This is a genomic window from Corynebacterium striatum, assembly GCF_016728105.1.
Taxonomy (GTDB): Bacteria; Actinomycetota; Actinomycetes; order Mycobacteriales; family Mycobacteriaceae; genus Corynebacterium; species Corynebacterium striatum.
Genome location: NZ_CP068158.1, coordinates 112231 through 126243, shown reverse-complemented (window position 1 = coordinate 126243; position 14013 = coordinate 112231). Strand labels below are relative to the sequence as shown.

Annotated in this window: 11 protein-coding genes; 7 read left to right on the top strand and 4 right to left on the bottom strand. The window is 58.5% G+C overall.

From position 1 onward, the window contains the following. The first annotated feature begins 13 nt into the window (after positions 1-13). Genes I6I72_RS00605 through I6I72_RS00595 form a run of 3 tightly spaced genes read left to right on the top strand, consistent with a single transcriptional unit; the run spans position 14 to position 2498 of the window. Entirely contained in the window at positions 14-760 is a 747-nt protein-coding gene (locus tag I6I72_RS00605) for a glycosyl transferase family 9 (RefSeq protein ID WP_049062386.1), read from the top strand. Then, positions 760-1443 carry an energy-coupling factor transporter transmembrane component T gene (locus I6I72_RS00600; protein WP_049062387.1) on the top strand — a complete coding sequence of 228 codons (684 nt, stop codon included), beginning with the start codon at positions 760-762 and terminating at the stop codon, positions 1441-1443. Before I6I72_RS00605 ends, I6I72_RS00600 begins: the two co-directional genes overlap by 1 nt. Next, positions 1434-2498 (top strand): ATP-binding cassette domain-containing protein, encoded by a 1065-nt coding sequence (locus I6I72_RS00595; protein ID WP_049062388.1) that lies wholly within the window; start codon positions 1434-1436, stop codon positions 2496-2498. Before I6I72_RS00600 ends, I6I72_RS00595 begins: the two co-directional genes overlap by 10 nt. Positions 2499-2583: 85 nt before the next feature. Here the strand turns inward: I6I72_RS00595 and I6I72_RS00590 are convergent, their stop codons facing one another. Together I6I72_RS00590 and I6I72_RS00585 are read right to left on the bottom strand one after the other, a co-directional pair. Further along, positions 2584-3948: a PFL family protein gene (locus I6I72_RS00590; RefSeq protein ID WP_049062389.1), complete on the bottom strand. Its 1365-nt coding sequence runs from the start codon at positions 3946-3948 to the stop codon at positions 2584-2586. Positions 3949-3950: 2 nt separating this feature from the next. After that, on the bottom strand, positions 3951-4220 hold the full coding sequence (locus I6I72_RS00585; protein WP_005531569.1) for an ACT domain-containing protein: 270 nt from the start codon (positions 4218-4220) through the stop codon (positions 3951-3953). Positions 4221-4307: 87 nt separating this feature from the next. On the opposite strand from I6I72_RS00585, the gene I6I72_RS00580 reads away from it, so the two are divergent. Then, the gene (locus tag I6I72_RS00580; protein ID WP_201807296.1) at positions 4308-4973 is read left to right on the top strand and encodes an NAD(P)H-binding protein; all 666 of its coding nucleotides are present in this window, start codon (positions 4308-4310) and stop codon (positions 4971-4973) included. A gap of 2 nt (positions 4974-4975) precedes the next feature. Here I6I72_RS00580 and I6I72_RS00575 read toward each other — a convergent pair whose 3' ends face one another. Continuing rightward, positions 4976-5566 carry a TetR/AcrR family transcriptional regulator gene (locus I6I72_RS00575; protein WP_049062392.1) on the bottom strand — a complete coding sequence of 197 codons (591 nt, stop codon included), beginning with the start codon at positions 5564-5566 and terminating at the stop codon, positions 4976-4978. A 145-nt stretch (positions 5567-5711) separates the two neighbouring features. After that, positions 5712-8528, bottom strand: a complete 2817-nt coding sequence (gene can / locus I6I72_RS00570) for an aconitate hydratase (RefSeq protein WP_204083554.1) — start codon at positions 8526-8528, stop codon at positions 5712-5714. 381 nt (positions 8529-8909) lie between these two features. On the opposite strand from can, the gene I6I72_RS00565 reads away from it, so the two are divergent. From I6I72_RS00565 to I6I72_RS00555, 3 genes are all read left to right on the top strand, one after another. Beyond that, a complete protein-coding gene (locus I6I72_RS00565) occupies positions 8910-9383 on the top strand; it encodes an Rv1476 family membrane protein (RefSeq protein ID WP_049062394.1) in 474 nt (157 codons plus the stop codon). A 1603-nt stretch (positions 9384-10986) separates the two neighbouring features. Next, positions 10987-12876 (top strand): DIP1281 family NlpC/P60 protein, encoded by a 1890-nt coding sequence (locus I6I72_RS00560; RefSeq protein WP_201807294.1) that lies wholly within the window; start codon positions 10987-10989, stop codon positions 12874-12876. 30 nt (positions 12877-12906) lie between these two features. Continuing rightward, a complete protein-coding gene (locus I6I72_RS00555; protein WP_049062396.1) occupies positions 12907-13998 on the top strand; it encodes a ferrochelatase in 1092 nt (363 codons plus the stop codon). Positions 13999-14013: the final 15 nt, after the last annotated feature.

Genomic DNA, 14013 nt, shown 5'->3' with positions numbered 1-14013 from the left:
AAGTGAAAGTTTCATGTCACAGATCTCTTTAACGCCAGCCCGCAAAGGCCTGGTAATCGCCGGTGCGCTCATCGTCGTAGCCACCTGGATCTATCTCGTTTTGGTCCGTCCGACTTCCTGGGAGTCCGTCGCGGGCTCCACTGAAGCACTCATCACCTTGGTCGGCTACTTGCTCGGTGCCGCCTTGCTGCTTGCAGGCGCGCTGCCAGCGCTTCCCGCCCGAACCATCGCAATCATCCCTGTCGCATTGGTCCTCAACATCGTCGTCGGCGAGATCATCGGTTCCATTGGTGTACCGCTCTACATCGACTCCGTGGGTACCATCCTCGTCGCCGCCATTGCCGGCCCTATCGCTGGCCTGGCCACGGGTACTCTATCCTCCGTGGTGTGGGGTCTTCTCAACCCGGCAGCCCTGCCATTTGCGGCTGTATCGGCTGCGACCGGTTTCCTTGCGGGTTGGGCGATCAACAAGGGTGCCTTCAAGAAGTGGTGGTCCGTCATCCTTTCCGGCGCCATCATCGGAATCATCTCCGGCATGCTGGCCGCGCCCGTCGCAGCATTCGTTTACGGCGGCACCGCTGGCCTGGGAACGGGCGCCGTGGTCTCGCTCTTCCGCGAGCTCGGTAACTCGCTTATCGCTTCGGTGACCCTGCAGTCCTTCATCTCCGATCCGCTCGATAAGGCCATCGTCTTCCTCATCGTGTGGGCAGCAATCAAGGCACTGCCGAAGCGCACCCTCGAAAGCCTGCGCCCGCGTTAATGATTCACCCAGCCACTGTTTTTAGCGCCGCAGCCTCCACCTGGTTTCTCATCGTGGCCGTAAACTCACCCCTGCTCAATGCGGCTGTGCTCATCATGTGGCTCATACTTGGCACCATCGCATCACGCTCGATAGCGGTGGTCGCCACCACCACGGTGCTTGCCCTTCCCGCCGCGGCATCGATGGTGCTCATTCACGCGCCCTACGGCACTGACCGTATATTCCCATTGCTCACCAGTGATGGCCTGCTTCTTTCAGGCCAACTTTCCCTACGTTTCGCCGCCTTGATGGGCTGTATCGTGGCGGCTGCCGCCATGGTTAAGGTCAGCGACGTCGCCAAGTGGCTCCAAGCCTCCCGCCTCGGCCACAAAGCTGCCTACGTGGTGGGTGCCTCCCTACAATCCCTGCCCGAGGGTGCGCGCGCCATCGCCGCGGTACGCGACGCCAACCGCCTCAGCGGCGTGCAGGTTTCCATACGCAACGTTGCCTCCCGCGTCATCATCCCGGTGATCGCACGCCTGCTCACCCAGGGTGCGCAACGGGGCCAGGCCTTAACTGCGATCGGATTCGACAGACCAGGCCGGCGCACGGTTTTGGCCCCCGTTCCAGACAGCCTGGCTCAGCGTATCGTACGGTGGGCACTGCCCATCATCAGCGTTCTTGGAGTATTGCTATGGATCTAGTCCCTGGAACAAGCAAGACCATTCGCGTGGGCTTTAGCGAAAATGCCGACGACGTTGCGCATCAACTCGCAGAGATTTTGGGTGTTGCCACGGTAATCGGCGCCGATGCGGCAGCACACGTATCTCTCCTGCGCGAGACAGTCAGGGAAGAACTAGCGCTTGCGTTGGAACACCTTGGGATGGATCCGCAGGACATGAAATCCAGGGTAGAGCAGGCGCTATGCGACGTCGCCCTCGACGGCACGCGCAAACCCTCCGGCCTGTCTGGTGGTCAAACACGCCGGCTTGCGCTCGCGCAGGTCGCAATAGCCGAGCCACCCGTGCTCATCGTGGTCGAGCCGTGGGCAGGCCTCGATCCCGATTCACGCGAGCGCATCGCCAGCTATCTCGGAACGCTGAAAGAAACCGCGGTCATCCTCGTTGAACACGACACCAGCGCAGACGGCATTTTTGACCTTGCCCGCGTGGCTCCGACTTCGGAAAGCGTCACTATTTCCCAGGTACGTGCTACGCGCGGTGCGAAACCCAGGCGCTGGTGGCACCTCAAAGCTCCGGAATCCAGCACTTTTGAGGTTGGCCCGGTGGACTTGAAGCTGCGGCCTGGAGGAGTGCTGTGGCTGCGTGGCGGAAACGGTTCAGGCAAGACCACGTTGCTGCGCGCAGCCGCTGGCCTCGACAGCGATGAACCCGCCCATCCCAGCATCGCGATGGCGCTGCAATCGCCCATGGACCAGGTGCTCGAATCCACCATTGGGGCGTGGGTGCAGGAGCCAGATCTCATACCTGACCTGCCTCTAGAGGAGCACCCTCTGGACGTCTCGGCTTCGCAATTGCGGGTCGCGCAGGTCGCCTACGCGGTGGCACTGCGCCGCAGTATTCTCATTCTTGATGAGCCGGACACGCTTCTCGACGCCCGTGGCAGAGTGATGGTCCATCGGCTCATTCACAACGCGCTCTCCGCATCGACGGCAATAGTATTGACCTGCCACGATCCCGCGTTTGTGGCCGAGGTCGCCACCTACGCAACGGTAGACGAAATGAATTTAGCGAACTGACGCAGCGCCCGAAACCTCATGGATGAGAATCCGTGGAGCACGGGCAACGGTGAAGGGTGAAACCTTCACCATTACTCACGCGCCATTAATTACGGAAGCCGTGGACCGGGGCGGGGATGAAGCCGCCGCGATTGACAAACGTGGAGTTGCCCATGGTGTTGACCGGGATGACCGGAGCGTATCCGAGCAGGCCACCGAAGTTGACTTCGTCGCCAATCTTGGCCCCCGGTACTGGAATAACGCGGACCGCGGTGGTCTTATGGTTCATCACACCGATGGCGGCTTCATCAGCAATCATGCCGGCAATCGTTGCCGCAGAGGTATCGCCAGGAAGCGCAATCATGTCGAAGCCGACCGAGCAGATTGCGGTCATGGCTTCCAGCTTGTCCATGGAGATGGCACCGGAACGCACTGCGTCGATCATTCCCTTGTCCTCAGAGACGGGGATGAAGGAACCCGAAAGGCCGCCGACGCGCGAGCATGCCATCATGCCGCCCTTCTTCACGGCGTCGTTAAGCAGTGCCAATGCGGCTGTCGTGCCATGAGTACCGACCTGGTCAAGGCCCATGTGCTCCAGGATGTGTGCCACGGAATCGCCGAGCTCGGCGGTTGGTGCCAGGGAAAGGTCAATGATGCCGAAGGGAACGCCAAGGCGCTCGGAGGCCATGTTGCCCACGAGCTGGCCAGCACGCGTGATCTTAAACGCGGCCTTCTTGACCTCCTCGGCAACCTGATCCAGGGTGGCACCCTCGAGGTTGCCCAACGCACGGTCCACCACGCCGGGGCCGGAAACGCCCACGGAAACCACGCAATCCGGTTCCTCGATGCCGTGGAAGGCACCCGCCATGAACGGGTTGTCGCCCACGGAGTTTGCAAAGACCACCAGCTTGGCACAGGCGATCGCCGACTGATACTTGGTCAGTTCGGCGGCCTCCTTGATGACCTCGCCCATGCGCTTGGCGGCATTCATGTTGATGCCCGCGCGCGAGGACGCGATATTTACGGAAGAGCATACGAGCTCTGTCGTAGACAGGGCCTCAGGGATCGAATTGATGAGCTTCTTTTCCGCGGTGGTAGCGCCCTTTTCCACGAGAGCAGAATAACCACCGACGAAGTTCACGCCGGTCTCAGCGGCTGCGCGATCGAGTGCCTTGGCCACCTCAACGGGGTTTCCTTCGACGCCTGCGACGATGAGCGATACCGGCGTGACGGAGATGCGCTTATTAACGATCGGAATGCCGAGCTCCGCCTCGATACCCTCGCACACCTCAACCAGGTGCTTTGCGCGTTCAGTCACCAGGTCATATACCGCCTGGGCAGTCGCATCCATGGATGAACGCGTACATCCCAGCAAGGAGATACCCATGGTCACCGTGCGGATGTCGAGACGGTACTTGTCGATCATCTCGATCGTGTCGAGAATACTTACGGTATTAAAACGATTGAGCATATTTAGATCTCATTCATCGCTGTAAACAGCGCCTCAGACTGTACGCGGATGGACTGGTTAATGTCTTCGCCCACCTTATTCATGCGCTCTTGAATCTGTTGGATCGATACCTCAGATTCATCAAATTCCACGCGCAGAATCATGGTGAAAAAACCGGACATGAGTGTCTGCGAAACGTCGACAATGTTCACCCCGAGCTCAGCGAGGTTAGTAGTTACAGAAGCAATAATTCCGGTGCTATCAGCGCCGGTCACAGTCATGATGGCAATCATGGAGTTGATTCTAGTGCTTCTCACCTCTTAATTGTCTGGCGACCAATAAACGGGGCCAAGCTCACAGTTAGCGTAGGGTGGGGCGTCATGACCACAGTTAAGAAAGTTTTGTACATCGGCGGACACGGCAAGATCGGTCTGCTCTCCGCACCTCTTATTTCTGAGAAGGGTTACGAGATTCACTCACTGGTCCGCAACCCCGACCAAGCCCCAGAGATCGAGAAACTCGGCGCCACCCCAGTCATCAAGGACATCACTGAGCTCAGCGTTGACGAGTGGGCAGATTTGCTCACGCTTTACGACGTCGTGGTTTGGGGCGCCGGAAACGGCGGCCGCGGGGGAGCAGAGCTCACAACTGCTGTGGATCGCGATGGCGCGCTTGCCACGATCGACGCACTCGAGCAGCTCAAAGCAGCTGGCAAGCCCACCCCGAAGTACGTGATGATCTCCTATGTTGGCGCGACCCACAATACTGCTAACCCTGACGACACATCCTGGTACGCCTACGTCGAGGCCAAGAAGGCAGTGGACAATCGCCTCAATGCCTCACAGCTCGACTACCTCATCCTTGGCCCTTCCGCCTTGAGTGATGAACCCGCAGAAGGCATCGAGGTTCTCGAGTCGCCGTCCACGGAAAAGGAGACCAGCCGCGATCTCGTGGCACAGGTTGTGGCCGAGATCGTGGGACGCGATGAGTTCCCGAACACCCCGTTGGAGTTCTACAACGGCACCAACCCGGTCTCTAGCATCTAGGTTCAGCTTGGTGTAGAAGCTTGCTTTCTCGGACGGCTGCCGCGGATAGATTGCTCGACCAAGGCCAGAACCGCCTCTAGGTTCGCGGTATCACCTAGTGCAAGACGGTTGATGAAACCATCCATGAAGGTCTCCAAATAAAGCACCAACGTGTCAATGGAGACGTCGTCACGCATGCGCCCTTGCTCGGCGTTGCTCTCCAAACGTGCACGCACCGCCCGATCCAAGACTTCCTGCTGGTCGCGCCAACGCATGGCAAAGGAGGGATCGGTGCGGAGCATGGAAGTCACCTCGAGGCGAGTGGCCAGCCAATCATGGCGCTCTGGGTGGCGAAGCATTTCGCTCATCACCTCAACCAGACCGTTGTTTGCAACGACTTCAGCCTGGCGAGCGGCGTCTTCCTGGGCCAGTGCCAAAAATAGGGACTCTTTGTCACCGAAGTGGTGGAAAATCGCACCACGCGACTTTCCCGTAGCTTCTTCGAGAAGGCGCACGGTTGCGCCCTCATAGCCATGCTCGGCAAAACACTTTCGGGCACCTACCAAGATTTCGTGACGACGTCGGTTGAGCTCAGAATCGCTCACGATAGGCATGGAAGTCTCCTCAAAAGTGCAATAAGAATAATCAAAATAAGATAAAGGAGGGCCGCACGGCGAAAGCCGGCGGCCCATAAGCGGAGGCGGCTGCCTTCTACCAAATACTTGCTAGCAGGAAGCCATCCTCCGAGAGTCAGTCCGATTAGGACTTGACCATCTGGCGCAGAACGTACTGCAGAATGCCGCCGTGGCGGTAGTAGTCAGCCTCACCTGGGGTGTCGATGCGGACCTTAGCGTCGAACTCGACGGTCTCGCCGGACTCCTTGGTTGCGGTGACGTGAACGGTCTTCGGGATACCGCCCTCGTTGAGAGCTGCGATGCCCTCGATGTCGAAGGACTCGGTGCCGTCCAGGCCTAGGGACTCGTGGGACTCGCCCTCTGGGAACTGCAGCGGAATGACGCCCATGCCGATGAGGTTCGAGCGGTGAATACGCTCGAAGGACTCGGTGATGACAGCCTTAACGCCGAGCAGGTTGGTGCCCTTGGCAGCCCAGTCACGGGAAGAACCGGTGCCGTACTCCTTACCTGCAATAACAACCAGCGGGATGCCAGCTGCCTTGTAGTTCTGGCAAGCATCGAAGATGAATGCCTGAGGAGCGCCTTCCTGAGTGAAGTCGCGGGTATAGCCACCTGCAACGTCAACCAGCTGGTTCTGCAGACGAATGTTGGCGAAGGTACCACGCATCATGACCTCGTGGTTACCACGACGGGAACCGAGGGAGTTGTAGTCCTGGCGCTCAACGCCGTTCTCATCCAGGTACTGAGCAGCTGGGGTGCCTGGCTTAATGGAAGAGGCAGGGGAGATGTGGTCGGTGGTGACGGAGTCGCCCAGCTTGGCAAGAACGCGAGCGCCCTTGATGTCCTCGACTGGGTTTGGCTCTGCTGGCATACCGTCGAAGTACGGTGCCTTGCGGATGTAGGTGGAGTCCTCGTTCCACTCGAAGGTTTCGCCCTCCGGAACATCGAGGGAGCGCCATGCGTCGTCGCCCTTGAAGACGTCAGCGTAGTCAGCCTCGTAGAGCTCACGGGAGATAGCCTTCTGGATGGTGTCCTCGATCTCCTCGGCGGAAGGCCAGATGTCCTTGAGGAAGACATCGTTGCCGTCCTGATCCTGGCCAAGAGCCTGGGTCTCGAAGTCGAAGTCCATGGTGCCAGCAATAGCGTAAGCGATAACCATGATTGGGGAAGCCAAGTAGTTCATCTTGACGTCCGGGGAGATACGACCCTCGAAGTTACGGTTACCGGAAAGAACCGCGGTAGCAGCAAGGTCGTGCTCGTTGATAGCTGCAGAGATCTCCTCTGGCAGCGGGCCAGAGTTACCGATGCAGGAGGTGCAACCGAAGCCGGAGAGGTAGAAGCCCAGAGCCTCAAGGTCCTTCCACAGGTCTGCACGCTGGAAGTAGCCATCAACAACCTGGGAACCAGGTGCGCAAATGGTCTTAACCCATGGCTTGGAGGTTAGGCCCTTTTCAGCGGCCTTGCGGGCGATGAGGCCAGCGCCGACCATGACGGAGGGGTTAGAGGTGTTGGTGCAAGAGGTAATGGAAGCGATAGCAACCATACCGTGGTCCAGGGTGTACTCGCCGCCCTTCGGGGAGGTGACGGTAACTGGGTTGGACTGACGGCCGGAGCCGCCCTTAGCTGCGGACTCGCCGTGGCCTTCGCGGGAGTTGTTCAGGCCACCGGTGACGTCGACGAAGGACTCGTCAGCGTCGCCTTCAGCGGTCATGCGCTTTGCCTCAATGGAAGACTCGTCAACGACGACGTCGCCAGTTGCGTAGGTAGGCAGATCCTTACGGAACTGCTCCTTAGCCTCGGAGAGCAGGATGCGATCCTGTGGGCGCTTCGGACCAGCGATGGAAGGAACAACGGTGGACAGATCGAGCTCGAGGTACTCGGAGTACTCTGCCTCTGGAGCATCCTGCTCGAGCCACATGCCCTGAGCCTTTGCGTAAGCCTCGACGCGCTCGATCTGCTCGATTGGGCGACCGGTGAGCTCGAGGTACTTGATGGTCTCTTCGTCGATCGGGAAGATCGCAGCGGTAGAACCGAACTCTGGGGACATGTTGCCGATGGTGGCGCGGTTTGCCAGAGGAATGGACTTAACACCGTTGCCATAGAACTCGACGAACTTCTGAACTACGCCGTGCTCGCGGAGCATCTCGGTGATGGTCAGAACGACGTCGGTTGCAGTAACGCCTACCGGGATCTCGCCGGTCAGCTTGAAGCCAACAACGCGCGGGATGAGCATGGAAACCGGCTGGCCGAGCATTGCTGCCTCAGCCTCGATGCCGCCAACGCCCCAACCGAGGATGCCGAGGCCGTTCTCCATGGTGGTGTGGGAGTCGGTACCGATACAGGTATCTGGGTAGGCAACGCCCTCGTTATCGAAGACAACTCGGGAGAGGTACTCGATGTTGACCTGGTGGACAATACCGGTTCCTGGAGGAACTACGCGGAAGTTGGAGAAGTTCTCAGCACCCCAACGCAGGAACTGGTAACGCTCCTGGTTGCGCTCGTACTCGATTTCAACGTTCTTCTCGAGAGCCTCAGGGGAGCCGAAAGCCTCAACGATGACGGAGTGGTCAATAACCATCTCAGCCGGGTTGAGCGGGTTAACCTGCTCTGGCTTGCCGCCGAGTGCGGAAACTGCCTCACGCATGGTGGCGAGGTCGACCACACACGGAACGCCGGTGAAGTCCTGCATCAGGACACGGGCCGGGGTGAACTGAATCTCAGTGTCCGGCTCAGCGGACGGATCCCAGTTAGCGAGTGCGTTGATGTGGTCCTTGGTTACATTCTTGCCATCCTCGTAGCGCAGCTGGTTCTCAGCAAGCACCTTAAGGGAGTACGGCAGCTTCTCCAGGCCTGGAACCGCGTTGATGTCGAAGTAGTCGTAGGACTTACCGTTGACATCAAGGGTCTTCTTGGCGCCGAAGGAGTTCAGGCTTTCAGTCACAGGGAGCTCCATTCCTTGTTGATAGAACAAATTGTTCCTTGCTTCTAGCCCTACCCGAACTGGAGCGCTTTAGCCCGCACCCTATACATCTATATATAAGGAACGGAACAAGCGCTGAATTTCAGGCACTAGAAGCGAGAAGAACGCGAAGGTTCAGAAACCAGTCTAGTGGTTCAAACCGACGACCGTGTTAACTATAACAGTACGAGCGTTCTGTTTCATCATTTTAGGGGGACCGGCGCGTCACCCACCGAAATTTGGGCGCCGAGCGATAGTTTCAGTAACAGCAATCAAGCCACCGTGGGCGGCAGACCCAAGTAGCTCACAGCAGGCCCACTGGAGAATTCAGGAAAACGATCGACATAGGGGAGGGCAATCGCAATGATCCCAGAAGACGTCGACCCAGCAAACCTTTCCGACCAACTCAGTCAGGACGGCGTAGCGTTTAGCAATCCCCGCATCGCCAATGATCTAGAAATCCAGGAAGAGATCATTAAATCCCTCCATCCAGATCACGGCATCGCCGTAGTGGACAGTTTTTCGGCTAGCGCCGCTGACGCACGCGACATTGCACAAGATCTCCAGTCGGCGACTGGGCTCGATACTGTCATCGTTCAGACGCCGACCCATATCTCGGCCGTAAGCGATTCACTAACTCGGGCAAATATCGAAGCCGCCGAGCGAGCCATACCGAAGGGCCTCGATCAGACCTCCGTGTTGGAGCAGTTCTATTCCGGAACCGATCACTTCACCGTTCACTGGATGGCGATCATAGCCCTCGCTTTAGCCCTCGCCGGCGTCGCGGGATGGTCCGCCTATCGCGCGGCGAGCGCTACGCGGACGGCAATAAATTAGCCGCGAGGCATCTCAGAAAGAGACACCGCAGGATGTTTAAAACGGCTTAGTTTTGTTCGAAAAAATATAACACTAACCCGATTCGGACAGCCCTACGAGCACCCCTCACGAGACTCAGCCGACGCCTCCCACACTCATCCCGACGAGCAATCCACACGCCGAAACCAGTCCGGGAAACACGCTTGAAAACGGCCCCAAAAATCCCCAACTTTTAACGCTCGAACTACGCCCGAAACCCGATAGCCCTGTTACCAAGAGGGGCTCAACTTGGACTCCGAACCGCGATTCACGACACCGGAGACGTCTGCGAAATCGGCCATCAGGCCGACCACCGCGCCCGCAAAGAGGGCAGTGGGGAAGGGGTTTGGTCAACCACCCTGACTTGACAGGAGGTGGGGGAGGGGTGCGGAAGGGGCCTTAAGTGGCCAGTCAAGCCTTAGATGTGACCAAAGTCACAGTCACGGGAATGTAACAAAATCGTTGCAGGTTGACCGCCGGTGTAACGCCCTGTGGCCCAGCGGGACGCATGTGAATTTTGAGCAAAGTGTGCGCCAGGGTGTGTCGGTGACGTATGGTTCCAGTATCGACTCACGGGTTGATTCTTGTTCCATACGTTCATGGGCCAAGCCTTGACTCTCAATCGAGTAGACACACGGGTATGTGGGGAAGCACACCTCGAGTGGAAGCAGAAGGATTGAGAATCGCCGCCTGGTTCAGGAGGACGCAATGGAAGCTTCTTGATTGTTCGGCAATCGCATTCATTGGCTTAGGCCAACTCGAACAAAGCGATACAGACGTGTCGCCAGATTTTCGAACACAGCGGAAGCGACAAGTTCAATCCCACGTAGCCGATTACAGTGTTCGAATTTTTCAAAATTAAGACACCCACATTCCGATTGGGGACTAGCAACGCGCTCTTTCCCTGTCGCCGGCTTTTCGGGCATCGGTCGAAGGAGACTATCGACGGGTTCTCGCTAAGGGGACGGCAGTACTGAGCCACAGCGAGTCACTCGTTAGGGTTCGCTTCGTGCGGCCCGTTCAAGGTTCGTGGCTGCAAGACGGACAGCCCTCTCAGTGACACAAGGTGTCACGGTGTCGCGGCGTCCGGGAGGCCATGGACTTTAGAGCGGTTCATACGATTCGACGGCGAGGATGACGCGTAATGCAGTCCCGCGTTTGCCATAGCTATAGGCCACCTAATGGGAGGACTATCGAATAGGGCAGGCGCCTTGAAGCTCATCGCGCGGCACCGCGGCGCAGAGTCTTCCTTCACGCACTTTCACTTATGGCTGATGTGCTCGACAGCACCCTCTACTTTTATATCCGGCGCCAGGTACTCCTGGACGGTTGCGTAGAGAGCGCTGCGCTAGACGACGTCGATTTTCCTGACTTTGTGCGAATTAGTCAGGGGAGAAGGGTCCATAGACCACGACATGTTCGTCCTCGAGACCCATTAGTCCCGGGCATACCTATGCCAATTGCAACAAAGTTCCTGCTCCTCAACGGGTAGCAGCTGGCAGCTGCATAGGTTCTGAACGGGCATATCTAGGTGAGATGCGAGTCGACAATCCAGGATTACGTGGGCGTCTAGGAGATACCTCTCGTGGCCACCACCTTCAAGTTTGGCTCTAGGCGTCTGAAGACGCTTCTAGCTACCGTCGCAACTACTGCGGCGTTGTCAACCGTTTCCACCATGACTCCCGCTGTTGCTCAGGAAGCAGCACCGGTAGACATCCAGTCCCTGCTGTCCTCTGATAACCCATCAATTGCGGACCTCGCCGGCGCCATCGCTTCCATCGCGGAGCAGGTTGCCAAAATTGAGGCCGAGATCGGCCTTCGTCGCGAGGACGTCAACCGCGCGCTCGTTGATCTCCAGGATGCGCGTACCGAAGCCGAGCAAGCACGCCGCGGCACGACCACGGCACGCGGCGAACTCAACACCGCACAGTCCGACGTTGAACGGGCCCAGGCCAAGCTCAACGAACTGTCGCGTACTGCTTATCGCCGCGCCAACACCTCCGATGCAGTATCTGCAGCAGCAGGCAACGACGCACGCGGAGACATGCTCGAGCGTCAGTCCTACTTGCGGACCCAAACCAAGGATCAGCAAGCAATCTTGGATCAGCTGGAACGGGAGCGCACGGAAAAGGCGAACAAGGAATCGCAGCTTCGCAAAACCCAGCAGTTGGCCGAGCAGCGCGAAGAGCACGCTACTGAGGCCGAGGCAGCTGCACGTCAGACCTTGGAAGACAGCGCTTCCCGGGTCGAAGAATTCTCGTCCCAGCGCGAAGCGCTCATGCAGCAGCACGCCGAGGTTCAAAAGGCGCTAAATCAAGCCAAAGGGCTGGATTCAAGCGAACAACCCGATTCCAATAATGAAGAAAACGTCAAGCCAAATAACTTGACCGAAGGTGCGGCAAACCAGTCGACTGGTGAGCAATCCACCGACTCTCAGACCGCTCCCCAGACTCCTGGAGCACCCCCCCAGGCTGCGGCCCCGGAGTCTGCACAATCGGCCACCGAGTCGGCGAACGAGTCTGCTGCCCAGCCAGACACACAGTCTGCAACCGAATCCGCCACCACGGCGGCATCCCAGGAGCAGCCAACTGCAGGGGCATCGGATGACAACAGTGGTTTTACTTCCGAGGAAACGGTAGAGCGTGAGTTCCACGCTGAGAAGTCCGGCAACCAGCTTTCTGCGAGCGACGTTCGGAAGGCTGCTCAAGCGGCCCAAGAGTTGTCCTCTGATCCAAACGTGCAGAAGCTCTCTTCTGACGGAATTTCCATGCAAGGTTCTTCCTTGGATTCCGGCTCACTGAAACTTGCAGCCACCGCTATTGGTGCGGCGGCAGCCATTGTTGGCGCCGCACAGCCTAACCACACTGGCTTAACCCAGGAAGAGCTCGACGCTTTCGCGCAGGGCTCTTCCCAGCTGGCCGCACTGCAAGGCTCCGGCAACACGAACACCGCCGACGACTCCCTGACGGGCGCCGTCTCGGATGTCCTGGGTGGGTTGAAAACCACTGACGATGTCACAGAGGAAGCGACGAACGTTCTGGGCAATGCTGACCGTAACTCAAAGATTGAAGCGGTTATCGCTCGCGCCCAGTCCCAGATCGGAGTTCCTTATGCGTGGGGCGGCGGTGACGCGAATGGCCCGACCAAGGGCATCCGCGACGGCGGTGTTGCCGACTCTTACGGCGATTACAACAAGGTCGGCTTCGACTGTTCTGGCCTGACGCTCTACGCCTTCGCCGGCGCGGGCATTTCGCTTCCGCACTACTCCGGATACCAGTACCAGAAGGGCACCCAGGTCCCAGCTAGCCAAATGCAGCGCGGCGACCTTATTTTCTACGGACCTGGCGGCAACCAGCACGTAGCTATCTATCTTGGCGACGGCACCATGATTGAGGCCCCTCAGTCTGGATCCAACGTTCAGATTTCCCCTGTGCGCCAATCCGGCATGGCCCCTAATGTCGTGCGCCTCCTCTAAGCCCCAGCCTTTGGTTGGTAAAGTTGGGGTATGACTGACGCACAACAGCATGCCCGCAGCTTCGACGCCCTCCTCGTTCTTTCTTTCGGTGGCCCGGAAGGAAACGAGGAGGTCGTTCCGTTTTTAGAGAATGTCACCCGCGGGCGGGGCATTCCACGCGAGCGCCTAGAAGTCGTAGGCGAGCACTATTTCCATTTCGGCGGAGTAAGTCCGCTGAATCAACTCAATCGCGAGATCATCGATCATGTCGAGACGGAGCTCAAAAAACGCGGACATAATCTACCGATCTACTTCGGAAACCGTAACTGGCATCCCTTTGGAACAGAAGCGGTTGAGCAGATGGCCGCAGACGGCGTCCGCAACGTAGCCGTCCTCGCCACCTCCGCTTGGGGCGGATACTCCGCGTGCCGCCAGTACGACGAGGACATCGTCAAGCTGCGGGCACACCTCGAGGAGAAGGGCCTTCCGCAGATCGAATTCACCAAGATCCGCCAATTCTTCGATCACCCCAAGTTCATCGGCGAAATGGCGCAGGCCGTCAAGGACGCCTATGCAAAGATCCCCGAGGGTAAGCAAGCGCGCATGCTGTTTACTGCCCACTCCGTACCCACCGCGCACGACAATGTCGGTGGTGGAGAAGGGGACAAGAACATCTACTCCCGCCAGGTCGCCGAGGCCTCGCGTCTCGTTGCCGAGGCCGCAGGTATCACCGATTATGACCTAGTTTGGCAGTCTCGTTCGGGCAGCCCGAAGACCCCTTGGCTCGAGCCGGACATTGTCGATCACACCACTGAAATCCATGAGAAGAACGGCGTCGACGCAGTGGTCGTCTGCCCAATTGGGTTCATTTCCGACCACATGGAGGTCGTATGGGACCTCGACACCGAGCTTCAGCAGGCTGCCGACGAAATGGGAGTAATCGTGGAGCGCACCCGCACCGCGGGCCCCACCGATGCCTTCTCGTCGATGGTTGTCGATCTCATCGAGGAGCTGGAGCAAGAAAAGCCATGGGAGTCCCTAGGCGATGTCACCGTTCAGGGCTGCACCGTCAACGGCGCACCTTGCGCTGAAGGCTGCTGCGACATTTGGTCGCTTCGCAAGCCGACAGCCGCTGCCAAGTAGCATCCACCCTTAGAA

What these genes read in the sequence shown, in the direction of transcription:
- I6I72_RS00565 (WP_049062394.1), top strand. Translation starts at nt 8,910, where the DNA reads ATGATCCCAGAAGACGTCGACCCAGCAAACCTTTCCGACCAACTCAGT.
- I6I72_RS00605 (WP_049062386.1), top strand. Translation starts at nt 14, where the DNA reads ATGTCACAGATCTCTTTAACGCCAGCCCGCAAAGGCCTGGTAATCGCC.
- I6I72_RS00580 (WP_201807296.1), top strand. Translation starts at nt 4,308, where the DNA reads ATGACCACAGTTAAGAAAGTTTTGTACATCGGCGGACACGGCAAGATC.
- I6I72_RS00600 (WP_049062387.1), top strand. Translation starts at nt 760, where the DNA reads ATGATTCACCCAGCCACTGTTTTTAGCGCCGCAGCCTCCACCTGGTTT.
- I6I72_RS00575 (WP_049062392.1), bottom strand. Translation starts at nt 5,566, where the DNA reads ATGCCTATCGTGAGCGATTCTGAGCTCAACCGACGTCGTCACGAAATC.
- I6I72_RS00585 (WP_005531569.1), bottom strand. Translation starts at nt 4,220, where the DNA reads ATGATTGCCATCATGACTGTGACCGGCGCTGATAGCACCGGAATTATT.
- I6I72_RS00595 (WP_049062388.1), top strand. Translation starts at nt 1,434, where the DNA reads ATGGATCTAGTCCCTGGAACAAGCAAGACCATTCGCGTGGGCTTTAGC.
- I6I72_RS00590 (WP_049062389.1), bottom strand. Translation starts at nt 3,948, where the DNA reads ATGCTCAATCGTTTTAATACCGTAAGTATTCTCGACACGATCGAGATG.
- I6I72_RS00555 (WP_049062396.1), top strand. Translation starts at nt 12,907, where the DNA reads ATGACTGACGCACAACAGCATGCCCGCAGCTTCGACGCCCTCCTCGTT.